The organism is Arthrobacter sp. CAN_C5, from assembly GCF_017875735.1.
Taxonomy (GTDB): Bacteria; Actinomycetota; Actinomycetes; order Actinomycetales; family Micrococcaceae; genus Arthrobacter_D.
Genome location: NZ_JAGGMZ010000001.1, coordinates 2,534,908 through 2,559,034 on the forward strand (window position 1 = coordinate 2,534,908; position 24,127 = coordinate 2,559,034).

The window sequence follows — 24,127 nt, forward strand, 5'->3', positions numbered from 1 at the left end:
ACGACCCGAGGACCACCCGATCATGGCCAGGCGCCAAACCACAGCAGCCCCGGTGGATTACACCGAGAACATCATCGATATCGACGTCACTTCCGAGATGGAACATTCGTTCCTGGAGTACGCCTACTCGGTGATCTACTCCCGGGCGCTGCCCGACGCGCGGGACGGGCTCAAACCCGTCCAGCGGCGCATTCTCTACATGATGACCGACATGGGTCTGCGGCCGGACCGCGGGCATGTGAAGTCCGCCCGCGTGGTGGGCGAGGTGATGGGAAAGCTGCACCCCCACGGGGATGCGGCGATTTACGACGCGATGGTGCGCATGGCCCAGGACTTTTCGCTGCGCCTGCCCCTGATTGACGGTCACGGCAACTTCGGCTCGCTCGACGACGGCCCGGCCGCCCCCCGGTACACCGAGGCACGGCTCGCGGCCGCGGCGCTCACCATGACCGACCATCTGGACGAAGATGTGGTGGATTTCGTCCCGAACTACGACAACCAGCTCCTGCAACCGGAAGTACTCCCGGCGGCGTTCCCCAACCTGCTGGTCAACGGTGCCACCGGCATCGCCGTCGGCATGGCCACCAACATGGCACCACACAACCTCGGCGAGGTGATCGCCGCCGCCAGGCACCTGATCAGCAACCCGGATGCGGGTCTCGATGACCTGATGCGTTTCGTTCCCGGACCGGACCTTCCGAGCGGCGGCAAAATTGTCGGTCTCGCCGGGGTGCGGGACGCTTATGCCACCGGCAGGGGATCGTTCAAGACCCGGGCCACCGTGGGCATCGAACAGCTCTCCGCCCGGCGGACCGGTCTGGTGGTGACCGAGCTCCCCTACACGGTGGGACCGGAAAAGATCATCGAGAAGATCAAGGATGCCGTCACCTCCAAGAAGCTGCAGGGCATCTCCGACATTGTGGACCTGACCGACCGCCGTCACGGTCTCCGGCTGGTCATCGAGCTGAAGAACGGATTCAACCCGAACGCGGTCCTCGCCCAGCTGTACCGGTACACGCCGATGGAAGATTCCTTCGGGATCAACAATGTGACCCTGGTGGACGGGCAGCCCCGCACCCTTGGCCTGGTCGAGTTGCTGCAGGTCTACATCAAGCACCGGCTCTCGGTGGTCCGGCGTCGCACCACGTACCGGCTGGGGCGCAAGAAGGACCGGCTGCATCTGGTCGAGGGTCTCCTGATCGCCATCGTTGATATCGACGAGGTCATTCAGATCATCCGCTCCTCCGACGAGTCGGCGCAGGCGCGGGAACGCCTGATGTCGATCTACGACCTGTCCGAGCTGCAAGCCAATTACATCCTCGAACTACGTCTGCGCCAGCTGACCAAGTACTCGCGGATCGAGCTCGAGAAGGAACAGGACGAGCTGCGCCGCGAGATTGCGCTGCTGGAAGAGCTGCTCGGCTCCGAGGAACGGCTGCGGGCCCTCCTGTCGGAGGAACTTGCCGACGTAGCGGAGGAATTCGCGACGCCGCGCCGGACGGTCCTGCTGGAGTCCGAGTCCAGCTCCCCGCTGAAGGGCACCGTGATGCCGACCGCTGCTGCGACCGGCGGCAAGCCGGCACCCCTGCCCCTCGAGATCGCGGACGACCCCTGCTGGGTCATCCTCTCCACGTCAGGGCAGCTGGCGCGCACCTCCACCCAGGATCCCTTCGGTGAGGGCGGGCAGCGGGTCAAGCACGATGTGTTCCGATCGGTCCTTCCCTCCACCGCCCGGGCAGAGGTCGGTGCGGTGACCTCCGCCGGGCGGATGCTCCGCCTGCAGGTGATGGACATGCCGGCGTTGGCCCCCACCGCTGGCATTCCGAACCTGGCCGGTGGCGTCCCCGCCCAGGAGTTTATGACCCTGCTTCCGGGAGAGGTCCTGGTGGGGTTGGCGCCCCTGGACACCGTGATCGCCCTGGGCACCGCACAGGGCGTGGTGAAGCGGGTGGCTCCCGAGTACCCGCTCAACCGGGACGAGTGGGAGGTCATTTCCCTGAAGCCGAAGGACCGGCTGGTGGGCCTGGCCGCTGCTGCCGAGCAGGATGCGCTGGTCTTTATCACCTCGCAGGCACAGCTGCTGCGCTTCCCTGCGGCGACAGTCAGGCCCCAGGGCCGCACCGCCGGCGGGATGGCGGGCATCAAGCTGGGAACGGGCGACTCGGTCATTCACTTCGGTGCGGTGACCGCGGACGACCCGGCCGCCGTCGTCGTCACCGTTGCAGCCGCCAGCGGGGCGCTGCCCGGCACCTCCGCGGGATCGGTGAAAGTCACCGAGTTCTCCGAGTACCCAGCGAAGGGCAGGGCCACCGCCGGGGTGCGCGCCCACCGGTTCCTCAAGGACGAGGATGGGTTGGTCGTCGCCTGGGCTGGACACGGACCGGCGAAGGCCGCATCCTCCAGCGGTGTGTCCCGGGCGCTGCCCACCGAGCACGGTCGGCGTGATGGTTCAGGCGTGGCGCTCAGCCAGACGGTCGATGCGATCGGGCCCAGCCCGGTCTGAGGCTAGATCGGTAGTTCGCAGACCCTGACCCGGTGGGTGGGTTCGTAGCCCAGACGTTCGTACAGGCCGAGCGCGCCTGACGGATTCTCGGTGTCCACGCCCAGACCTGCGTTCTCGATACCGTCGGCCGCGAACCGGCGCATCGCCTCGACGAGCAGCGCGGGGGCCAGCCGGAGCCCCCGCCAGTTCCGGCGCACCCCGAGCAGGTCGGTGTAGGCCTCCGTGTATCCCAGGATGTCCTTCGAGCCGGGGTCGAAGCTGACCAGCTGGTAGGCGGCCACCTCGCCGGTTTCCTCGTCGACCACTGCCAGGGACCAATCCGGCTTGAACTCGGGGTGGGTCACTGTGTACCGCCAGGATTCCTGATCCCGCGGTTCGCTGCCCCAGTGGTCCTGGAACGCTTCGTTGTGGGCCAGCCGGACCGCCTCGGAAAGTTCCTCGGAAAACGTCGCGATCCGCAGTCCCGCCGGGATCTCGACCGTCGGGATCTCGGTCCGCAGCGGGCGGGTCATCTCGGTGAAGTACCGCACCACGGTGTTCCCGGTCGCCTCCATCAGGGCCAGCTGGGAGGGAACCCGCTCCTCGGCATAGGTGCGCAGCACGCCTGCCGCTGCGCCGTCTTCGTCAAGGCGACGACGGGCCCGCCCGACCTGCCACCCATACAATGCGGTACCAATGCCGCGGCGCCGCCAGGCCGGATCCACCCCGCCCATCGTGTGGATCAGGGTGGAACCGTGGTTCTTCTGGATGGCACCGAACGCGCGGGGCACGCCGTCAGCGTCCAGGCCCAGGATGGTGTCCTGCACCGGGTCGGTTTTGGACGATTCCAGAATCTGCTCCAGGTCGGCGCGCTCTTCAACCCAGTCCGGCTTGTCTTCCTCGGCCATGCGCTTGAGCAGTTCCAGCCACTGCCCGATATCGTCCGGCGTGATGGGCCGCCACTGCAGGGGCGTGCCGGTGGGAAAGTATTCCGTCACTGACTTAGTCATGGCAAAAGAATATGACACGAGGCCGGGTGAAGCATTTCGCCGTCGTCAATGTGATCTGTTCTACCGTATGTAGAACATTGCTGGAAAAGGGAGTAGATTTAGCCAGTAACCCACAACTAACACGAAGGATTTGCATGGCCACCCTCGGAGAACTCGAACGCACAGTGATGGACCTGCTGTGGGGCACCCCCGGGGCTTTGACAGCCAATGCGCTCCGCGACCTGCTGGCACTGGCCACAAATGAGGCCGTGGGCAAGGAACTCGCTGTGACAACTGTCCTGACCGTCCTGTCACGGTTGGAGAAAAAGGGCCTGGTGGAGCGGGAACGCGAAACCCGCCCACACCGCTACCGGGCCATCACCAGCCGCGAGGAACACACCGCCGAGCTGATGCACGAGGTCCTCGTCACCGCGCCGGACCGGGAAGCTGTTCTGGCACGGTTCATCGGAAGCGTATCGGACAGCGAGGCACAGGCGCTGCGTAAACTGCTCGGCAGCTGAACGGATGTTTTGGGCCGCCCATCTGTTGGCCGGGCTCGCCGTCGTTCTCGCCTGGCCCGCTCCGGTAGCACTGTCGCGGGCCAAGTGGCCCACCCGGGCACCAGCGATCGCCATGATCCTCTGGCAGGCCATTGCACTGGCCGGTGGGCTCTCGATGATCGGTGCCATGCTGGTGTGGGGGCTCGACCCGCTGGGAGACAACCTCGTGGAGGCTCTCGGCCGGTTGGGAGCCATGGCCGTCAGCAATGAGCCGGCCGCTGAACTGGGCCTGGTGCACGTCTTCGCGCTCAGCGCAGCAGGTCTGCTGGGCGCCCACCTGATCTTCACGCTGCTGTTGACCTACGCCAAGATCCAGGGCCAGCGCCGCCGCCACCGTGACATGCTGAACCTGCTCAGCTCACCGGCCGCGAACCGCCCGGCCACACTGGTCATCAACCACCCCACCCCCGTCGCCTACTGTCTGCCGGGGGGCGCCCGCTCAGTCACCGTCCTGTCGAACGGGCTGTTGGAACTGCTGACCGCGCAGGAGCTAGACGCCGTCCTGGTGCACGAGCGCGCCCACCTCCACCAACGCCACCACCTGCTGCTCTGGGCGTTTGCCGCCTGGCGGTCGGCACTGCCGTGGTTGCCGACTTCCCAGCTGGCGCAGCGAGCGGTCAACGAGCTGATCGAGATGCTGGCCGACGACGAGGCACTGAAGACGGTCAGCGAGCCGGTCCTGGCACGGGCGATCGCCATTGTGGCGTCCGGTCCGCTGGACGATCCCGACGGCGTCTGTCCACCCGACGCGTTGTCCACGACCATGCTGACACCCGGGCCCCCGAACGGGCAGGACACCGGATCCACGGTGAACCGGGTCCACCGGCTCCTCACCCCGCAGCCACCCCTTTCGCCCGCGCAGCAGGGAGTAGCCCTCGGCGCCTCCGGCCTGCTGCTGGTGGCCCCCACCCTGCTCCTGATGGCCCCCTGGGTGTTGGGCTAGGACATCACGCCGCAGCCCGGGGCGCCCTCCCCTCGTGGTGCCCCTGTGCAGGGAGGCCCTGGCGGGCACGGCTGCTCACCACGGGATCACTCTCACTGAGCATCAACGCTCATGCACATTGAAGCCACTCCCCTGGTGAGCATTTGTGCTGCCTGAACGGTCGGAAGATTCACCCTCCCGGGCTCTTTTCCCACTGATCGGATCCGGTCAGTGGGAATGTCTAGACATGCCCACTGATCACCGTGAACCAGTGGGAACCAGATGGCGGGCACAGCTCCTCACCACGGGATCACCCTCACTGAGCATCAACGCTCATGCACATTGAAGCCACTCCCCTGGTGAGCATTCGTGCTGACTGAACGGTCAGGCGTCGATCTGCTCCCGGTCCAGGGACGCGGCGCCCGCCACGATGAAGTCCTTGCGCGGCGCGACATCGCTGCCCATCAACAGGTCAAACACCCGCTCCGCGGATTCGGCCTCCTGGATCCGGACCCGTCGGAGGGTTCGGTGCCGCGGGTCCATGGTGGTTTCGGCCAGCTGCTCGGCGTCCATCTCCCCCAGCCCCTTGTACCGCTGAATGGGTTCCTTGTACCGCTTGCCCTGCTTCTCCAGCGCGGCCAGGAGCCGGTTCAGCTCCTGCTCCGAGTAGGTGTAGATGGTCTCGTTGGCCTTGGACCCGTGGTTGACCACCTCCACCCGGTGCAGCGGCGGCACCGCAGCAAACACCCGTCCCGCGTCGACCAGCGGGCGCATGTACCTGAAGAACAGGGTGAGCAGCAGGGTCCGGATGTGGGCGCCGTCGACGTCGGCGTCGGTCATCAGGATCACCTTCCCGTAGCGGGCTGCGTCCAGCTGGAAGCTGCGGCCGGAGCCGGCGCCCACCACCTGGATCAGGGCGCCGCATTCGGCGTTGGCGAGCATGTCCCCCACCGAGGCCTTCTGGACGTTGAGGATCTTCCCGCGGATGGGGAGCAGCGCCTGGTAGTCGGAGGAGCGCGCCAGCTTCGCTGTGCCGAGCGCACTGTCACCTTCGACGATGAACAGTTCGGAACGCTCGACGTCGTCAATCCGGCAGTCGGCCAGCTTGGACGGCATCGACGAGGTCTCAAGCGCGTTCTTCCGTCGCTGGGTTTCCTTGTGAACCCGCGCCGAGATGCGGGACTTCATCTCCGCGACAACCTTTTCCAGCAGCAAGGCACTCTGTGCCTTGTCGCCGCGGGCCGTGGAGTTGAGTCTGGCGAGGATTTCCTTCTCGACCACCTTCGCCACGATGGCCCGCACCGCTGACGTGCCGAGGATTTCCTTGGTCTGGCCCTCGAACTGTGGTTCCGCCAACCGCACGGTCAGGACGGCTGTCAGCCCGGCAAACACGTCGTCCTTTTCGATCTTGTCGCTGCCGGCCTTGAGCTTCCGGGCGTTGGCTTCGATCACCTTGCGGAAGGACTTCAGGAGGGATTGCTCAAAGCCGCTCTGGTGCGTGCCGCCCTTGGGCGTCGCGATGATGTTCACGAAGCTCTTGACGGTGGTGTCGTAGCCGATCCCCCAGCGCAGGGCGATGTCGACCTCGCAGTCGCGTTCCACCTCGGCGATCTCGCTGTGCCCGTTCTCTCCGAGGACCGGCACCGACTCCTTGAACCGTCCGGAGCCGTGCAGGCGCCACACATCGGTCACCGCGCTGTCGGCGGCAAGGAAGGTGGTGAACTCGGAGATTCCGCCGTCGTGCTGGAACACTTCCTCCAGTGGTCCTGCCTCGGCGGCGGTGCCAGCGAGACGGCGTTCGTCGCGCAGGGTGATCCGCAGGCCGGGTACCAGGAACGACGTCTGGCGGGCACGGGACTGCAGTTCCTCGTAGGAGAACTTCGCATCAGGGGTGAAGATCTGGCGGTCCGCCCAGTAACGGATCCGGGTACCGGTGACTCCTCGCTTGGTGGTACCGACCACCTCGAGCCGGGAGCTTTCGAGGAACGGCTCAAACTTCGCGGTGGGCGAGGGGGTCTTGGCGTCGAGGAAACGGCCGGGCTCGCCGCGTCTGAAGGACATCTGATAGGTCTTGCTGCCGCGGTCCACCTGGACATCCAGCCGGGCGGACAGCGCGTTGACCACGCTCGCGCCGACGCCGTGCAGCCCACCGGACGCGGTGTAGGACCCGCCGCCGAACTTTCCACCCGCATGCAGCTTGGTGAACACCACTTCGACGCCGCTGAGGCCCGTTTTGGGTTCGGCATCGACGGGAATGCCTCGGCCGTCATCGTGGATCTCGACCGAGCCGTCCGGGTGGAGTATGACCTTGATGCTTTGGCCGTGACCGGCGAGGGCCTCGTCCACCGAGTTGTCGATGATCTCCCAGAGGCAGTGCATCAACCCACGGGAGTCGGTGGAGCCGATGTACATGCCGGGCCGTTTGCGGACGGCTTCGAGCCCTTCCAGGACGGAAAGGTGACGGGCGTTGTATTCGGTGCTTGGTGGCGCCACGTTGGGTGAAACTCCTTGGCAGGTAGTACAGGTTGGAAGCGACACCGGAAGCCGGGCGCCGCGCCGGAGACCTCCGGCCGCACCCCTCCAGCATATTCCCCCGGGCCGACGGTTCGGGGTAGGCGGGCCGCACGGTCCGGCATCAAAGGTGTGACGGCGTCGGACTGTGCTACGCGCTCAGCGAAAGATCACCCAGCCTGCGATGGATCGGCAACGAATAGTGGTTATATGAACTACAGGAACCACTAAGGAGGCAATCATGACAACAGCAGTAGCAACCCGCGAAATGACCGCGCTGGACCGCTGTGACCGCTGCGGAGCCCAGGCCTATGTGCGCGCAGTTCTTCAGTCCTCCGGTGGTGAGCTGCTCTTTTGTGGCCACCACGCGCGTTCCGTTGAGTCGAATCTCAGGCCGCTGACGTCCGAGTGGCAGGATGAGACCAACCGTCTGAATGCAGCACCCGGACCGGTAAGCGAAGACTAAAAGCGTCACCCGGGCCACGGCCCGGAACCAGAAAGGACCCCCACACTCCAGGTGTGGGGGTCCTTTCTGGTTGAAGCCGGTGTTCCCGGCCCCGAAGGTTTGCTAGTCCAGGTAGTCGCGCAGCACCTGCGACCGGGAGGGGTGGCGCAGCTTGGACATGGTTTTCGATTCGATCTGGCGGATCCGCTCACGGGTCACGCCGTAGACCTTGCCGATTTCGTCTAACGTCTTTGGCTGCCCGTCGGTGAGGCCAAAGCGCATCGCGACGACGCCCGCCTCCCGTTCCGACAGGGTGTCGAGCACCGAGTGCAACTGTTCCTGCAACAGGGTGAAGCTGACGGCGTCGGCGGGTACGACGGCTTCGGAGTCCTCAATCAGGTCACCGAACTCCGAGTCACCGTCTTCACCCAGCGGGGTGTGCAGCGAGATGGGCTCGCGACCGTACTTCTGAACCTCGACAACCTTCTCGGGTGTCATGTCCAGTTCGAGTGCGAGTTCCTCGGGCGTGGGTTCGCGGCCCAGGTCCTGCAGCATCTGGCGTTGGACACGGGCCAGCTTGTTGATGACCTCGACCATGTGGACAGGGATACGGATGGTCCGTGCCTGGTCGGCCATGGCGCGGGTGATCGCCTGGCGGATCCACCAGGTGGCGTAGGTGGAGAACTTGAAGCCCTTGGTGTAGTCGAACTTCTCGACGGCACGGATCAGGCCCAGGTTGCCCTCCTGGATGAGGTCGAGGAACAGCATGCCGCGGCCGGTGTAACGCTTGGCCAGGGAGACCACCAGGCGGAGGTTGGCTTCCAGCAGGTGGTTCTTGGCCCGCTTGCCGTCATGGATGACCCATTCCAGTTCACGGCGCAGTTTCGGATCCAGCGGCTTGGCGGCGTCCTTGTCTGCGGCGAGCTTCTCCTCGGCGAAGAGGCCAGCCTCGATGCGCAGGGCGAGATCGACTTCCTGCTCCGCGTTCAGCAGAGCTACCTTGCCAATCTGCTTCAGGTAGTCCTTGACCGGGTCAGCGGTGGCACCGGCGGAAATAACCTGCTGGGCGGGGGCGTCGTCGTCGTCGGCGTCCGAGTAGACAAAGCCTGAACCGGCCTTGGTTTCGGCCTCGGCGGCCGCGCGCTCGGTGGTTTCAGCGGGCTCGACCGGGTTTCCCGCGGCGTCGATCTCCGGGCTGTCGTCTTCAACCTCGGCGGCGGCGGCGTTCTGCGCTGCCGCCTTCGCGGCCCGCGCTGACAAGGGCTTCACAGCAGCGGTCTTCGGTGCCGCCTTCTTGGGGGCGGCCCGGCGTTTGGTGGTCGTTACCCCGGGTTCTGTAACATCCGGTGCAGTTGTCTTCTTGGCCGACACAGAGAACCTTTCATACGGCGTCTGTGATGCTGCCAAGGGGGCAACACCACTATGACCCTGTCAAGTCCGTGATTGAATTCAAGGAGATTGACGGGGCTTTCCTCACTGAAGAGGAACTGTCCCGCCGCCTGCACTATTCCCCACACCATCCCGCGAAGGATGGGCGGTTGAGATACAGAACACTTCTTGACACACGGACCCGACCGGGTCTCAATTCCCATTGTCGCACGATTCGTGGGCTTCGATAAATCCCCTGCTCTCCCGAAACCGCCCGATCGCTGCCGCTTAGGTGGCAGCTGGGGTGCCGTTCCGCCACGCCAGATCCTTGTCCCTGGACCATTCGGGGAGCATACCCCGGGCCACCACCTCCTCGAGCAGCTCAGCGAGCGTGTAGCCGGGGTGCACCGTCAACGATTGCTGGAAATACAGGTGAGCGCGGGAACCACGACCGCGCGCCCACTCGATCCACCCAAGCATGGCCAACAGGGCGGCGAGGGGTTCACCCTCGGCGACGGCGGACAACCGGGTCAGGTGGCGGTGGGCTGCGTCGATCCGGTGCCATTGCAGCTGGCCACGGTAGCGACCGATCAGGACGTTGCAGTATCTGTCCCCGGCTGCCCCGGCGTCGGGTGCAGCTACATCGGGGGTATCCACGTCGGGATTTTCCACCTGGGGGGTCTCCCGATCAGCCGTGTCCGCGTGGGGTGTACCAGCGGGCCCAGCACCTCGGAGTAGACCGAGCTCAGCTGCCCCCTGCAGCGCGATGTCTTTGCCCAGTCCGGAGAGGACCAGCACAGCGTCCCGCATGCTGCGGCAGGTGAGGGACGCCAGCAGGTGCGCGGTCACCTCCAGGTCGGCGGCGGGTCCGCCCGTGGTGCACTCTGCCGGCGCAGGTTCCTCCGGTCTGGGTTCGGTCATGGCAGATTCAGGTGCGGTGTCGAACAACTTCTCCCAGAACGCCAGGGTGGCCTTGAATTGGGAGGCATCCCGCCAGCGTCGTCGCAGGCGGGACTCCTCGCGCCGCCACCGGCGGGTGAGGTCCGCCCGATCCGTCCACGGTTCGCGGCCGACGTTGCCCACGGCGGCGGTCAGCGACTCCGCATAGCTGCTCCCCCGGTATACCAATTCCGCGTTCAATGGGCTGTTCTGGACGCTGGCCAAGGGGTGCCCCGGCCAAGGACAGCAGCCCGGGTCCTGACAGAAATAGTCACGCCAGTAGTTCTCGTTCACCAGCCACCCATCGCGCAGAGCAAGGCCCGCCGCGTCCAGTGCCTGCCTGAGGTAGCCGACGAGCTCCTGGCGGGGCGGCGGTCCGTAACGGTCCCACGACTCTCCCGTATAGAGGATCATCAGCGCACCGTCAGCGGAGGTGTCGGAGGCAAGGATTGAGCAAAGGCCCGCCGCATAGGCGCCCGGGTCAGCGTCTGGATGGGGCAGGTCAACCCGCAGCGTCGCCCCGACCCGCTTTCCGGACATGGTGAGCAGGACCAGGCTCGCCTCCGGCTGGAAACCCAGCGTGTGGAGAATGTAGCTCTGGATGTCGGCTGGGGACGTGACCTTGAAGGGAGGCTCGGGTGGGGCTGGCGCGGATGTCATGGATCGAGCATGCCGTCGGCCCGGCCTGCGCGGCGGCCGGGCCGACTCTATGTGTGTAAGACCCACACAAAAACCCTTGTGGAGGAAGGGTTGGAACCCTACGGTCCGGCTTCATCCTTGGGCTCGACGTCGGGCTCAGGCGTTTCGCCGGCCTTCCGGTCCACTTCCAGCAATTGCTCGGACTCATCGGCGGCCTGTGGGCTGGCCAGGTAGGCTTCCACCGCGGCGCCGATCTCGTCAGCGTCCGCCAGTTCGCTGTTCTCCTTCACCAGGAGAGAACGACGTTCGGCGGATCCAGCGCGCTCGTCATAGCGCTGCTCAAGCGTAGTGACGACGCCCCGGACGTCGGCGGATCCGTCGACCTGCCGGGCGATCTGCCGTTCCACGTCGCGGCCGGCCTCACGCAACCGGTCGGTAGGCAGCACCAAAGACGCGGACGCACCGAGATACTCAAGGGCCGTGACCGCCGCGGGCGGGTATTCGGCTTCCGCGAGGTAGTGGGGCACGTGCACCACATAGCCGACGACGTCGTGCCCGGATTCGATCAGGCGCAGCTCAAGGAGGTGGCCCACTGACGCCTGCAGCTCAGCGGTTGGCCGCCAGGTATTCAATCCCTCGATCAGGTCCGCACGGTTCCCATGCACTGTCACGCCGAGCGGGCGGGTGTGCGGCACGGGCATCGGCACCGAGTTGATCCAGGACACCAGCGGTACCTCGAACCTGTCCACCAGGCCAGTCACCGCGCTGATGAACCGCTCCCACTGCAGATCCGGTTCAAAACCTGCCAGCAGCAGGAACGGCACGCCCATGCCGTCATACACCCGGTGCAGTTCAAGCCGGGGCGGGTGGTAATCGGCGAGGTGGTCCTCAGCGAAAGTGATCCGTGGGCGCCGGCTGCGGTAGTCGATCAGCTGGTCAGCGTCGAAGACCGCCACCAGTTCATGGTCAAGCGTGGTCAGCATTTCCTCGATCACCTGGGACACCACGTGCCCGGCGTCGACGAATCCAGTAAAACCAGCAAGAAGAGGAAGCCCCCGCAGCTGCTGGCCGTTGATCAGGTCGGCGTTTGAGTTGAACAGAGTTTCAGGATTAAGCATCTCTCCTCCTAACAGGTTCGCGGCTTTCTACAGATACCTTCTCCAACGTCGGAGGGGAGCAGATTCATTCCGCCCGACGTCAGGATCCCTAACAGACTACGATCGATAGTGGAACGGCGCGTCATCGAGCGCCCAGCCACCAATCTGTCCAGCACATGGAAGTGAGGAACACACCCAGTGAATATCGCCAGCGAACTCAAGCTGACAGCTGTCACCAAGGACTCCAAGAAGACCGCAGGTGACGCCCTGGTAATCGGCGTCGGCCAACAGTCCGGAGCGCCAGTCCTGCTCGACTCCCCGCTCTCAGCGAAGGATGCGAAGGCACTCGCCGACTCCCTGCCGCTGCTCGGCATCACCGGCGGAGCCGACGAGGTTCGCCGGCTCCCGGGCCTTGAAGGAGCCACCGCTGAAGTCCTCGTACTCACCGGTGTGGGCCGTCTACCATCGGACGGAACCCTTACCCAGGAGGCGCTGCGCCGCGCCGCGGGGGCGGCAATCCGCCAGCTCATCGGGCTCGACTCGGTAACCATCGCCCTGCCGGCGGCCACAGTGGCCGACGCCGCGGCGGTGGCCGAGGGTGCAGCGATGGGAGCCTACTCCTACGACGAGCACCGGTCCGCCCGCGCTGCCAAGGACGGCTCGCCGGCCAAGCAGCCGGTCAAGAGCGTCACCGTGGTGACCCCGGTGGCGCAGGACCGTCAGTTGAAAGCCGCGCTGAGCCGCGCCAGTATCCTCGGCCGTGGCGTCAACATCACCCGGACGCTGGTCAACCAGCCGCCGAGCCACCTGTACCCGGAGACCTTTGCCCAGGCGGCCAAGGACCTGAGCAAGGGCCTGCCCATCAAGGTCACCGTGCTGGATGAGAAGCGCCTGGAGAAGGAAGGCTACGGCGGCATTCTCGGCGTCGGCAAGGGATCATCCCGGCAGCCGCGCCTGGTCAAGGTGGAATACTCCCCCAACTCCGCAAAGAAGAGCCTCGCCTTCGTCGGCAAGGGCATCACCTTCGATTCCGGCGGGCTGTCCCTGAAGCCGGCCGCCGGAATGCAGACCATGAAGCTCGACATGGCCGGCGCCGCCGTCGTGCTCAGCGCCGTCCTGGCGATCGCCGAACTGGGTCTGCCCGTGAAGGTCACCGGCTGGCTGTGCCTCGCCGAGAACATGCCGTCCGGCTCGGCCCAGCGCCCGTCGGATGTGATGACCACTTATGGTGGACGCACCGTCGAGGTACTCAACACCGACGCCGAGGGCCGCCTCGTCATGGCCGACGCACTAGCAGCCGCCAGTGAAGAGGCCCCCGACGCGCTGCTCGACATCGCCACCCTCACCGGTGCGCAGATGATTGCCCTGGGCCGACGGGTGTCAGGAGTCATGGGCGACGACGACGTGGTGGATGCAGTCAAGGGTGCGGCCGACCGTTCGGGCGAGCTGTTCTGGCCGATGCCCCTCCCCGAGGAACTCCGACCGAGCCTCGATTCCCAGGTCGCTGACATCGCCAACATCGGCGAGAAGTTCGGCGGGATGATGACCGCCGCCGTGTTCCTGCGCGAGTTTGTTGGCGAAGTCAACGGACGCAAGATCCCTTGGGCACACCTCGATATCGCGGGACCTGCGTTCAACGAAGGAGCCCCGTACGGCTACACGCCGAAGGAAGGCACTGGCGTCGGTGTCCGCACCCTGCTGGCATACGCCGAAGACGTGGCCGCTACAAAGTAAGCCTGCTGGGCAGTCTCGCTTCCCAACCAGGGGTGAGACTGCCCACAAAGGGGCAAACATTGCCCTTCATCAAGTGGATGCTGGTGTGATCTGGGGATAGGGTAAATCCAGATCACACCAAGCATTCCGCCAAAATCATCAATCGACGGACCCAATGGCCCGTCACAGATTACGCGAGGGAGCGTCCAAGTGGCCGATACGGCAGCTGCGCAAGAATTCGACATCCTGGTACTGGGTGGGGGTAGTGGTGGCTATGCCGCTGCCCTCCGAGCCGTCCAACTGGGGTTCACCGTGGGACTCATCGAGAAGGGCAAGCTGGGTGGTACCTGCCTTCACAACGGGTGCATTCCCACCAAAGCGTTGCTGCACTCGGCCGAAGTCGCCGATACCGCGCGATCCGCCGGGAAATACGGCATCCAGGCGACCTTCGAATCGATCGACATGCCTGCCGTCAACGCCTACAAGGACGGCATTATTGCCGGCAAGTACAAGGGCCTCCAGGGTCTCATCAAGTCCAAGGGCATCACGGTGATCGAAGGTGCAGGCAAGCTGACCTCCACCTCCACCGTCGAGGTGGACGGCACGTCCTACACCGGCAAGAACATCATCCTGGCGACCGGCTCCTACTCACGGACCCTTCCCGGTCTGGAAATCGGCGGGAAGGTCATCACCTCGGACCAGGCCCTGCAGATGGACACGCTGCCCAAGAAGGCCATCGTGCTGGGCGGTGGAGTCATCGGCTGCGAGTTCGCCTCCGTCTGGAAATCCTTCGGCGTCGACGTCACTATTGTCGAAGGCCTGCCGTCACTGGTCCCGAACGAGGACGCCACCATCATCAAGGCGTTCGAGCGCGCGTTCAAGAAGCGTGGCATCAACTTCAACACCGGCACCTTCTTCGAGAAGGTCGAACAGAACGACGACGGCGTCGTCGTCACCCTGGTGGATGGCAAGACCTTCGAAGCAGACCTCATGCTGGTCGCCGTCGGCCGCGGACCCGTCACCGATGGCCTCGGGTACGAGGAAGCCGGTGTCACCATTGACCGCGGCTTCGTCATCACCAACGAGCGCCTGCACACGGGCGTCGGGAACATCTACGCGGTCGGCGATATTGTTCCCGGCCTGCAGCTCGCGCACCGCGGATTCCAGCAGGGCATCTTCGTCGCCGAAGAGATCGACGGACTGAAGCCGGTCATCGTAGAAGACGTGAACATCCCGAAGGTGACCTACAGCGAACCCGAAATCGCCTCCGTTGGGCTGACCGAGAAGGCCGCCAAGGAAAAGCTCGGCGAGGACAGGGTCCTGACCCAGGAATACAACCTGGCTGGCAACGGCAAGACCTCCATCCTGGGCTCCGGCGGACTCGTCAAACTGGTCAGCGAGAAGGATGGACCGGTTGTCGGGGTGCACATGATCGGCACCCGGATGGGCGAGCAGATTGGTGAAGCACAGCTGATCGTGAACTGGGAAGCCTACCCGGAGGACGTGGCGCAGCTGCTTCACGCTCACCCCACGCAGAACGAAGCACTCGGCGAGGCGCACCTCGCCCTGGCGGGTAAGGCCCTGCACGGATAACCGTGCACTAAGCTCGCAACTAAGCGTTCCACCAGCATTACTCGCAACCTTGGCTCGAAGGTGTCGGGTCCCGATGGGGATCCGACACCGCACAGCAAGACCTAATCAGGAGAAACGGGGACACTATGTCTGAATCCGTCAACTTACCCGCCCTCGGCGAAAGCGTTACCGAAGGCACCGTCACACGCTGGCTCAAGGCGGTCGGTGACCGTGTCGAGGTTGACGAGCCCCTGCTCGAGGTGTCCACCGACAAGGTGGACACCGAGATCCCTTCGCCTATTGCCGGGGTCATCGAGGAAATTCTGGTAGCCGAGGACGAGACCGCTGAAGTTGGTGCGCCACTGGTGCGCATTGGTGACGGATCCGGCGGCTCCGAGGAGTCAGGTAGTTCCGATGACGCTGACGCGTCGGAGGCTGCTACTGAAGAGCCAGCGGCCGACGCCGAAGAGCCAGCCGCTGAGGAACCAGCAGCCGCGCCCGAGCCCGAAGAGAAGGCTCCGGAGTCCGAGTCCGCCGCCGGCGATGAGTCGGGTGATTCATCGGGCGAAAGCACCGAAGTGACACTTCCCGCCCTGGGCGAAAGCGTTACCGAGGGCACAGTGACCCGCTGGCTGAAGGAAGTGGGCGACGACGTCGAGGTTGACGAGCCGCTTCTGGAAGTGTCCACCGACAAGGTGGACACCGAAATCCCTTCCCCCGTCGCCGGCAAACTGCAGGAAATCCGCGTCGCCGAGGACGAGACCGCTGAAGTGGGTGCCGTTCTGGCGATCATCGGGTCCGGCGGATCCGCTCCAGCCAAGGCCGAAGGTGGCGCCGAGCCGGTTGCCGCTGCTCCGTCCGAGGAGCGCGAGGAGCCTGTCGCCGAGCCGAAGAAGGCCAAGGAAGAACCTGCAAAGGAAGAATCCGCTCCCAAGGAAGAGGCCAAGCAGGCAGCTCCCCAGGCCGACGAAGACAAGCCTGCAGAGAAAAAGCCAGCCGAACAGAAGCCCGCCGAGGACACATCGGGCGGCTCCGACGCAGCCTATGTGACTCCCCTGGTGCGCAAACTCGCGAACCAGCAGGGCGTCGACCTGCAGTCCATCAAGGGCACCGGCGTGGGCGGTCGTATCCGCAAGCAGGACGTCCTGGAAGCCGCCGAGGCGGCGAAGAAGACGTCCGAGCCAGCCGCAGCAACACCGGCACCCGCAGCAGCTCCAGCAGCACCCTCCGCGGAGGTCTCCAAGCTCAGGGGAACGGTCGAGAAGGCTCCAAGGATCCGGCAGACCATTGCCCGCCGGATGCGTGAATCGCTGGAGGTGTCAGCCCAGCTGACGCAGGTCATCGAAGTGGACATGAGCAAGGTCGCGCGGTTGCGCACCTCGGCCAAAGACAACTTCCAGGCGCAGAACGGTGCCAAGCTCACCTTCCTGCCGTTCATTTCCAAGGCGGTGACCGAGGCCCTGAAGCAGCACCCGAAGCTGAACGCCTCGTTCGATGAGGAAGCGAAGGAAGTCACGTACCACGACGCTGAGCACCTGGCGATCGCCGTTGATACGGAGAAGGGCCTCCTGGTTCCGGTCATCAGCGATGCCGGCAACCTGAACCTTGCCGGGCTGGCCAAGAAGATTGCCGACGTCGGGTCACGGACCCGCAGCGGCAAGATCGGACCCGACGAGCTGTCGGGTGGCACCTTCACCATCACCAACATCGGGTCGGTCGGTGCATTGTTCGACACCCCGATCATCAACCAGCCCCAGGTGGGCATCCTGGGAACCGGAGCGATCGTGAAGCGGCCCGTCGTGGTGACCGCTGATGGGGAAGACACCATCGCGATCCGCTCAATGATGTACCTCAGCCTGACCTACGACCACCGCCTGGTGGACGGAGCCGACGCCGGCCGCTTCCTGCAGTCGCTGAAGTCCCGTCTGGAAGCCGGCGCATTCGAATCGGATCTCGGACTTTAACCGCTCCACCCCCGAGGTCCGATACCAACCCGAAGGAGAACAGCTATGGCTACATCACGTTCAGCCCACACCGTTTGGAGTGGCAACCTGCAGTCCGGTAGCGGACAGGTCAGCCTCGACACATCCGGTATCGGCACCTATGACGTCACCTGGAAGGCACGTTCGGAGGACGCGGGAGGCAAGACCAGCCCGGAAGAGCTGATCGCTGCCGCCCATTCCTCCTGCTTCTCCATGGCATTCAGCCTCGCGCTCAGCGAGGAGGGCAAGACTGCCGAGAGGATCGAAACCAAAGCCGAGGTCGATTTCGTACCTGGTGAAGGAATCACCGCCATCCGGCTGGTCCTCAACGCGTCCATCCCGGACATCGACGACGCTGATTTCCAGCGGCTTGCCGAATCAGCCAAGACCGGCTGCCCAGTGTCACAGGCACTGGCCGGGGTCAAGAGCATCACCCTTGAGGCGACGCTTCAGTCTTAGCTCCTGAGTAGCGTAGACAGTAAAGGCGGCCATCCGGTTACCCGGGTGGCCGCCTTTTTGCATGCCCGGCCTGGCTAGCGACGCGGTGGCCGCGGCGGCAGCTTGCCCGGGTTCAGCTGCGGGTAGTTCGTCCGCACGGGTGGCACGTCGGTGGGGGTGGCAGCGATCATCTCCTGCAGGACTTCCATCCCACGCTGGAGCTGTGGGTCATTTCCCGTCGCATGGGCGTGCGGCGGGAATGGCACCTCGATGTCAGGGTCCACCCCGTAGTTCTCCACGCCCCAGGCCACGCCGCCGGTCATCCAGAACGCATACCGTGGCTGGGTGACAGCCGTTCCGTCCGCGAGGGAGAACCGGCCGTCGATTCCGACGACGCCGCCCCAGGTACGCGACCCGATCACCGGGCCGATCGCCCTGAGCTTTGACACCTGCGTGATGATGTCCCCGTCGGACCCCGCGAATTCGTCGGTCAGGATGACCACCGGTCCGCGGGGCGCGTGCGCGGGGTAGGTGCCCGGCTGCTCGCCCCGGGGAAAGGACCAGGCGGTGACTTTGCGGCCAATAAGTTCGGCGACCAGCTGGGAGGTGTGGCCCCCTCGGTTGCTCCGCACATCCACCACCAGTCCGGCGCGGGCGGTCTCCCGGTCGAGGTCGCGGTGCAGCTGCGCCCACCCCCTGGCCACCATGTCCGGAATGTGAAGGTAGCCGAAACGTCCCTCCGAGGTCTCGTGGACGAGCGTCCGGTTGGCGGTCACCCAGTTCTGGTAGCGCAGCCGTTCCTCGCTGCGCAGCGGCACCACGGCCACCCGCCGGACCTGGGGTTCACCCTGGTCCTGGCGCCTGACCACCGTGAGTTCGACGGTCTTGCCAGCGGCACCGGTGAGCAGCACTGCGGGCCCGTGCGCCGACGGGACGGGGACGCCGTCGACGGCTGCGATGATGTCCCCCACCTCCACTGCGACGCCCGGGGCGGTGAGTGGGGATACGGCCTGTGGGTCGGAGGACTCGCCGGCGAAAATGCGCTGGACTGTCCACCCCTGCTCGGCCGGAGCCAGTTCCGCGCCGAGGAAGCCCTGGGCACCCGTTCCCGGTTCTCCGAACAGCAGCGGCGTCACGTACGCGTGGGAGGTTCCCAGTTCACCGTGGACCTCCCAGAGGACATCCACCAGGTCGTCATGTGATCCCAGCTGCTCCACCAGCGGACGGTAGCGGTCCCGGATGGCGGGCCAGTCGAGGCCGCCCATGCCCTGGTCCCAGAAGAAGTCGCGCTGCAACCGCCAGGTTTCGTCGAAGGCCTGGCGCCAGACGCTGACGGGATCGAGGAGGACGCGGATCCGGCCCAGGTCGACCTCCACGTTGTCCGGGGAGTCCTTGTCGACCTTGCCCTTGGTGGGGACGGCCGTCACCTTGCCTGCGTGGATGACGACCACTGTGGCGCCGTCGCCGCTCACCTCGAAGCTGTCCACCTCCGACACCAGGGTGTCGGCGTCACGCCTGGCGAGGTCAAAACGTTCAAGGCGTTTCGCCGGATCCTTCGCCGTGGTCGTGGCCCGCCCGTCGCCGGTCACCCCGACGCGCTCCATCGCTGTCCACAGCAGCGCACCGTCGACGGCGCGTAGACCCTCGTAGTTGCCCTGAGGAACGGGTACAGCGATGATCCGCTCGGCCAGGTGCTCCGGGTCGACGGTGATGCTGACGTCAGATTCGTCGTCGGCCTGGCTGGCGCCCATGGCGGCCCCCGGTGCGGAGGCGGCCGGGTGCACTGACGGCCCAAACGGTGACGGCGTCTCCGCCGACAGCGCCACCAGGAAGGGCTTGGTGGACACGGGAAAGCTGAGATCGAAGCGGTGGGTGTCATACACCGGGTCGAAACTCCGGTCAGAGAGGAGGGCTAGGAAACGGCCGTCGCGGGTGAAGACCGGCGAGTGGTCGCGGAACCGGCCATCGGTCACGTTGTGGACCTCCGCGCCGGGTTCCGTCCGGGCGAGCCGGACCCGGGTCCTGGCCCCTTCGCCAGTGACAGGTTCGGCCCACGTCAACCACTGTGAATCCGGGGAGAACGCCAGATCGTCCACCGCCCCGTGATGGGTTGACGCGAGGGTGAACAGGGTGCCACTGCAGAGCTGCAGGACAAGGATTTCGCCCATCTCCCCGGCGATGGCCACCCGGGTTCCATCCGGGCTGGTGGTGAGGTTGCTGGCACGGAATGGACCGTCGAACGCCCACCGCGAAACTCCCGAGGCGGCGGCCGTATCCTGCGCCACAACGGTATCTTCAGCTGCCGTTCCGTCTGTCACCGGCGTTGCGGTTGCCGCTGTTTTCAGGGAGGTGACCGTCGAGGGGACGTCTGCCCTGGGCCCTGCGCCTGGGACTCCGGTGGCAAACACGTCCCGGATGAACAAGGACTCCTCGCCGTCGTGGTCGGCGACGTAGGCCACCCGGTCGGCGCCAAGCGGTCGGCCGAGCCGGGCTCGCACCCCGGCGGTGGCTTCCACCACGCGTGACGGTCCGTCCCTGTGGGTCAGCCAGTGCAGGGTGCCGTGGCTCTCGACGATGCTCGCTGTGCCGGCAGGAACCGGGGTGGCGGCAGCCAGATGCCGGACCACGTTCAGCGGCTGGGGGCGGCGTCCGGTCGAGGCAGAGCCGAGGGAGATGTCCAGCGGGACGGGCTCGGCGTCGAGCGAGCCCATCAGCCAGAGGACACCGGCGGATTCGAAGACCACCCGGGTGCCATCGGTGGTGGCGTGCCGGACATAGAAGTCGTCGTGGTCGGTGTGCCGCTGCAGGTCCTGCCCCTGGGCGGTGACCGAGTACAGGTTCCCGTAGCCCTCATGGTCGGAGAGGAAGGCGAGCCGGTCGTTCACCCACAGGGGGTCGGAGATGTTTCCGTCGAGCTCCGGGATGAATCGGGCGAAGTCTCCGGACCCGTCGGCGTCCATCCAGAGCTTCCCGGCGGTGCCGCCACGGTAGCGCTTCCACCAGGCGGGCTCGCGGGTCAGGACACTGGCAATGACGACCGGCTGGATGCCTCCGGGCACCGGGCCCTGGACCACTGCGTCAAGTGGGCCGTAGGGGTAAACGGTCTGCGCTGAGCCGTCGAGGGGTACGCGGTACCCCCACGCGTGCCGTGGGTCCTGGTGGCGGAACGCACTGGTCGCGATGACATCGCCGTCGGGAGTGAACCCCCGGACCTTGGTGCTCTGATGGCCCCAGTAGGTCAGGCGGCGGAAATTGCCGCCTTCTGTGCCGGCGGCCACTACCTCCGGAGCGCCCGCCTGGGTGACGGTCCAGGCGATGGTGGTCCCATCCGGGGAGAACCGGGGGCCGCGTGCGGGCAGCTGCATTGCTGAAATACGCCAGGCCCGTCCCCCCCGTCAGAGGGGCAACCCAGACATCGTTTTCAGCGACAAAAGTGATCAGGTCACCGTGGACATGTGGGAAGCGCAAATAGTGTGAGGGAACCATCCCACGATCATAGTCACTGGCGGCCCCGCGTCGGCCGACTGTACGAGTGTGGAAAACCCCTGGACGCCACGGGCACCACCTGTTCCTTTTGGGCCGCGCAGGATGGTGGGATAGGGGTATGAAAATTCTGATCTCCGGTGCGTCCGGAACCATTGGCAAGGCCTTCATGCAGCAGGTGGCCCCCGGGCCCCATGTGGTGACGCGGCTGGTCCGCCGCACTCCGTCCGCCCCGGATGAAATCCAGTGGGACCCCACGGCGGGTGGCCTGGACCCGGCAATCATGGATGCCACCGACGCCGTCGTGAACCTTTCCGGTGCGGGGATCGCTGGCGCGCCGTGGACGCGCGGCTACAAGGAAACGCTCTACTCGTCCCGGCTGACTGCCACCCGCACGCTGGTCGACAGCATGCAGCGGGCGGAATCACCGCCAACAGTGTTCCTGAGCCAGTCGGCGTCGGGATACTACGGGGACCGTGGATCGGAGCTGCTGCCGGAATCCGCAGCCTCCGGCGACCTGCTGCTCTCCGACATCTGCAGGCGGTGGGAGGCCGAGGCGTTGCGGGCACCCGATTCGGTCCGCACCGTCCTGATGCGCACCGGTGTAGTGATGTCCACCAAGGGTGGCGCCCTACCCAAGCTCCTTGTGCCGCTGCGGCTTTTTGTCGGTGGACCGCTGGGCTCCGGGAAGCAGTGGTGGCCGTGGGTGACCCTCGACGACCAGGCGCGGGCGATGGCTTTCCTGCTGGAGGCCGAGGTCAGCGGGCCGGTCAACATTGCGTCTCCTTCCCCGGCGACGGTCACCGAGCTGACGGAGGCGCTGGGCGCCGCCCTGAACCGTCCCACCCGGTTCCGGGTGCCGGAGTGGTTGTTGACCGCGGTGCTGGGACAGTTGGCGCGCGAGTTGCTTCTTCCCAGCGCACGTCTGGATCCGACGGTGCTCAGGGACGCTGGATTCGAGTTCCGCGAGGACTCGCTGGACGATCTGGTCCGGTGGGTCCGGGACTCACGGGGCGCCTAGGGTTGCCGGATCCGGGTTTTCCCTTCTCGGGTTCTCGCGCCTAGGATTCCCTCACCTCCCGGATCAGCCACCGGTCCGCCACCCGCTGCAGGACAAAGACCAACTGCTGGGTGACCGCCTCCGGGTCAACCCGGTGCGTCTCGCCGTCCGGCGAGACCTCGGCATAGCCCGAGGTGGTGGCCGTCGCGGCGACCTCCACCGTGCCCGTTGCCGCGTCATCAGCCGTGCTGCCCGCAGGGAGCTCGATTCGTTCAAGGTTCTCCAGGTCGATGCTGAGCCCGGTCAATACGTGTCCGCGGGTAGCCAGCTCGACGACGGCGTCCTCGTCGGCGGCCATCGCCGGCGACTCAGGGACGAAGACGTACCGCAACAGAGTCGGATCGGCCGTCTCGAAGGCGCGCTCCCGGACCCGAGACAGGTGCGGCAGCACCACCAGTGGATCGGTTCCGGCGAGGGCTTCGGTCAGGACATCGGCTGCCGCGTCGCTGGCGCGCACCGTTGGTCCAGCTGCCGAAGTGGACCCCCGAGACTGGGTCTGAGCCCGCGTCGGCGGTGCAACCGGAACGGGTGGGGTCGGTAGGGGTATCGCCGTCGGTGCCTGTGCCGGTGTCGGTGTCGGTGTCGGTGACGGTGACGGTGACGGTGTGGCTGATGGTGGCGCTGTCGGTGACGTTGACGGTGACGGTGACGGTGTGGCTGATGGTGGCGCTGTCGGTGTCGAGCCCGACAGGACGGCACCGTCCGGGAGTTCGACGCTGCCCATTCTTCCGGCGTCCACGGGTCCGGGCACACTGACCAGCACGGCAGCAATCGCGAGGACAAGCAGGGTGAGGGCAGCGAACAGCACGGCCGCAACTTTGCGTGCCCGGCGCCGGGGTGGGGCGGCGGCCCGGCGTCGTGCACCCGAAGCGGGAGCTACCCGGCGTGGGGTGGACCTACGGGGAACGGGGGTGACGACGGAAGCCGTGAGTCCCCGTCGCCGGCGCTTTTTCTCTGGTTCGCCCGGGTCGGATCGCCTGGTCCTGAGGCTCGGAGTGACATCGGGGTGGACCGCCGCCAGCAGGTCCAGCGGTGTGGCGGTCGCCGTTCGTTGCACGGCCCGCGCGAATTCGATCGCGGTGGGCCGATCGCCGGGATCTGACTCCAGCCCCCAGCTAATGAGGTCAACGAGCGCCTCGGGGGTGTCGGGGACCAGGAGTGACAGTGGCGGACGCTGGCTCGCAGGGCCGGGGATTCTGCCGGTCAGGGCAAACCAGCCGACAGCGGCCAGGGCGTACAGGTCCGCTTCGGTGTTCAACCCGTGGTGGTCGCGCGACGTCTCCTGAAACCCCGGGGTGCCCGCCGCCACATGACTGCCTTCCCCGATCAGGCGGGCGATTCCCAGATCGGCGAGCAGGGGCTTACCCAACTCGGTGAAGAGGATGTTGCCGGGCGCGACATCACCATGAACGGCACCTCCGTCATGCAGATAGGCGAGGACCTGGGCCATCGGCGTCAGGACGGTCACCACCTCGCCTGGGGAGAGCGGTCCCCGCACCGAGACAAGGTTCAGTAACGATCCGCCAGCCGCGTAGTCCATTCGAAGCGCGGTGCCCTGCCCGGTCTCCACCACCTCGTGGAGAGCGAGGAGGTGCTCGTGGGCAAACCGGGACAGCAACAGCTGCTCGCGGCGGACCACGTCCGCGCCGTGGTCACCCCGACCCGCCGAATCCAGGACCTTGAGTGCGAAAACCGCGCCCTGATCGTTGCGGACCAGCCACACGGACGCGCTACCGCCAGTGCCCAGCAGGCGTTCGCTCTGGTAACCGGGCACGCTGGGTGGACGGGCGTCCTGATCGTTCCGGCGGCCCTCGCCGGCGGGTGTGCTGTCCATGTCCCAGTTCTAATGGATGCCGGGAAATCCTGCAGAAGTTATCCACAGGCCTCCAGGCCACGCTGGCTGACGCTGTGAACTTTGGTCCCCGGG

Annotated in this window: 15 protein-coding genes and 1 pseudogene; 9 read left to right on the top strand and 7 right to left on the bottom strand. The window is 65.9% G+C overall.

Features of this window, described 5'->3' with window-relative positions:
* The first annotated feature begins 22 nt into the window (after window positions 1-22).
* Window positions 23-2,503, top strand: coding sequence for a DNA topoisomerase (ATP-hydrolyzing) subunit A (locus H4V95_RS11945; protein ID WP_209730722.1), 2,481 nt, complete (start codon window positions 23-25; stop codon window positions 2,501-2,503).
* Window positions 2,504-2,505: 2 nt separating this feature from the next.
* Here H4V95_RS11945 and H4V95_RS11950 read toward each other — a convergent pair whose 3' ends face one another.
* The gene (locus H4V95_RS11950) at window positions 2,506-3,492 is read right to left on the bottom strand and encodes a GNAT family N-acetyltransferase (RefSeq protein WP_245345680.1); all 987 of its coding nucleotides are present in this window, start codon (window positions 3,490-3,492) and stop codon (window positions 2,506-2,508) included.
* A 134-nt stretch (window positions 3,493-3,626) separates the two neighbouring features.
* On the opposite strand from H4V95_RS11950, the gene H4V95_RS11955 reads away from it, so the two are divergent.
* Window positions 3,627-3,992 carry a BlaI/MecI/CopY family transcriptional regulator gene (locus H4V95_RS11955; RefSeq protein WP_196866633.1) on the top strand — a complete coding sequence of 122 codons (366 nt, stop codon included), beginning with the start codon at window positions 3,627-3,629 and terminating at the stop codon, window positions 3,990-3,992.
* Window positions 3,993-3,996: 4 nt separating this feature from the next.
* Window positions 3,997-4,974 carry a M56 family metallopeptidase gene (locus H4V95_RS11960; protein ID WP_209730723.1) on the top strand — a complete coding sequence of 326 codons (978 nt, stop codon included), beginning with the start codon at window positions 3,997-3,999 and terminating at the stop codon, window positions 4,972-4,974.
* A 363-nt stretch (window positions 4,975-5,337) separates the two neighbouring features.
* Here the strand turns inward: H4V95_RS11960 and H4V95_RS11965 are convergent, their stop codons facing one another.
* A complete protein-coding gene (locus H4V95_RS11965; protein WP_196866631.1) occupies window positions 5,338-7,446 on the bottom strand; it encodes a type IIA DNA topoisomerase subunit B in 2,109 nt (702 codons plus the stop codon).
* Between the two features lie 259 nt (window positions 7,447-7,705).
* Between H4V95_RS11965 and H4V95_RS11970 the strand changes: the two genes are divergently transcribed.
* Window positions 7,706-7,930, top strand: coding sequence for a hypothetical protein (locus H4V95_RS11970; RefSeq protein ID WP_196866630.1), 225 nt, complete (start codon window positions 7,706-7,708; stop codon window positions 7,928-7,930).
* A gap of 102 nt (window positions 7,931-8,032) precedes the next feature.
* On the opposite strand, the gene H4V95_RS11975 is transcribed toward H4V95_RS11970, so the two are convergent.
* The 3 genes from H4V95_RS11975 to H4V95_RS11985 all read right to left on the bottom strand — a co-directional run bounded on the left by H4V95_RS11975 (window position 8,033) and on the right by H4V95_RS11985 (window position 11,973).
* Window positions 8,033-9,316 carry an RNA polymerase sigma factor gene (locus tag H4V95_RS11975; RefSeq protein WP_245345681.1) on the bottom strand — a complete coding sequence of 428 codons (1,284 nt, stop codon included), beginning with the start codon at window positions 9,314-9,316 and terminating at the stop codon, window positions 8,033-8,035.
* 249 nt (window positions 9,317-9,565) lie between these two features.
* Complete coding sequence (locus H4V95_RS11980; protein WP_196866628.1) at window positions 9,566-10,876, bottom strand: DUF4192 domain-containing protein; 1,311 nt, start codon at window positions 10,874-10,876, stop codon at window positions 9,566-9,568.
* A 98-nt stretch (window positions 10,877-10,974) separates the two neighbouring features.
* On the bottom strand, window positions 10,975-11,973 hold the full coding sequence (locus H4V95_RS11985) for a proteasome assembly chaperone family protein (RefSeq protein ID WP_209730724.1): 999 nt from the start codon (window positions 11,971-11,973) through the stop codon (window positions 10,975-10,977).
* Between the two features lie 177 nt (window positions 11,974-12,150).
* Between H4V95_RS11985 and H4V95_RS11990 the strand changes: the two genes are divergently transcribed.
* The 4 genes from H4V95_RS11990 to H4V95_RS12005 all read left to right on the top strand — a co-directional run bounded on the left by H4V95_RS11990 (window position 12,151) and on the right by H4V95_RS12005 (window position 17,678).
* Window positions 12,151-13,686: a leucyl aminopeptidase gene (locus H4V95_RS11990; protein WP_209730725.1), complete on the top strand. Its 1,536-nt coding sequence runs from the start codon at window positions 12,151-12,153 to the stop codon at window positions 13,684-13,686.
* A gap of 189 nt (window positions 13,687-13,875) precedes the next feature.
* Entirely contained in the window at window positions 13,876-15,258 is a 1,383-nt protein-coding gene (gene lpdA, locus H4V95_RS11995) for a dihydrolipoyl dehydrogenase (protein ID WP_209730726.1), read from the top strand.
* A 125-nt stretch (window positions 15,259-15,383) separates the two neighbouring features.
* Entirely contained in the window at window positions 15,384-17,201 is a 1,818-nt protein-coding gene (gene sucB, locus H4V95_RS12000) for a 2-oxoglutarate dehydrogenase, E2 component, dihydrolipoamide succinyltransferase (RefSeq protein WP_209730727.1), read from the top strand.
* Window positions 17,202-17,246: 45 nt separating this feature from the next.
* Window positions 17,247-17,678, top strand: a complete 432-nt coding sequence (locus tag H4V95_RS12005) for an OsmC family protein (RefSeq protein WP_196866623.1) — start codon at window positions 17,247-17,249, stop codon at window positions 17,676-17,678.
* 74 nt (window positions 17,679-17,752) lie between these two features.
* On the opposite strand, the pseudogene H4V95_RS12010 reads toward H4V95_RS12005, so the two are convergent.
* Window positions 17,753-21,143 (bottom strand): annotated as a pseudogene (locus H4V95_RS12010) (S41 family peptidase).
* A 118-nt stretch (window positions 21,144-21,261) separates the two neighbouring features.
* On the opposite strand from H4V95_RS12010, the gene H4V95_RS12015 reads away from it, so the two are divergent.
* Entirely contained in the window at window positions 21,262-22,161 is a 900-nt protein-coding gene (locus tag H4V95_RS12015; protein WP_196866621.1) for a TIGR01777 family oxidoreductase, read from the top strand.
* Window positions 22,162-22,201: 40 nt separating this feature from the next.
* Here the strand turns inward: H4V95_RS12015 and H4V95_RS12020 are convergent, their stop codons facing one another.
* Complete coding sequence (locus H4V95_RS12020; protein WP_209730728.1) at window positions 22,202-24,034, bottom strand: serine/threonine-protein kinase; 1,833 nt, start codon at window positions 24,032-24,034, stop codon at window positions 22,202-22,204.
* Window positions 24,035-24,127 lie beyond the last annotated feature (93 nt).

Excerpts from the sequence above, each read along its gene's own strand:
- H4V95_RS12020 (WP_209730728.1), bottom strand. The coding sequence starts at position 24,034 with ATGGACAGCACACCCGCCGGCGAGGGCCGCCGGAACGATCAGGACGCC.
- H4V95_RS11945 (WP_209730722.1), top strand. The coding sequence starts at position 23 with ATGGCCAGGCGCCAAACCACAGCAGCCCCGGTGGATTACACCGAGAAC.
- H4V95_RS11955 (WP_196866633.1), top strand. The coding sequence starts at position 3,627 with ATGGCCACCCTCGGAGAACTCGAACGCACAGTGATGGACCTGCTGTGG.
- sucB (WP_209730727.1), top strand. The coding sequence starts at position 15,384 with ATGTCTGAATCCGTCAACTTACCCGCCCTCGGCGAAAGCGTTACCGAA.
- H4V95_RS11950 (WP_245345680.1), bottom strand. The coding sequence starts at position 3,492 with ATGACTAAGTCAGTGACGGAATACTTTCCCACCGGCACGCCCCTGCAG.
- H4V95_RS11985 (WP_209730724.1), bottom strand. The coding sequence starts at position 11,973 with ATGCTTAATCCTGAAACTCTGTTCAACTCAAACGCCGACCTGATCAAC.
- H4V95_RS12015 (WP_196866621.1), top strand. The coding sequence starts at position 21,262 with ATGAAAATTCTGATCTCCGGTGCGTCCGGAACCATTGGCAAGGCCTTC.
- H4V95_RS11960 (WP_209730723.1), top strand. The coding sequence starts at position 3,997 with ATGTTTTGGGCCGCCCATCTGTTGGCCGGGCTCGCCGTCGTTCTCGCC.
- H4V95_RS12005 (WP_196866623.1), top strand. The coding sequence starts at position 17,247 with ATGGCTACATCACGTTCAGCCCACACCGTTTGGAGTGGCAACCTGCAG.
- H4V95_RS11980 (WP_196866628.1), bottom strand. The coding sequence starts at position 10,876 with ATGACATCCGCGCCAGCCCCACCCGAGCCTCCCTTCAAGGTCACGTCC.
- H4V95_RS11970 (WP_196866630.1), top strand. The coding sequence starts at position 7,706 with ATGACAACAGCAGTAGCAACCCGCGAAATGACCGCGCTGGACCGCTGT.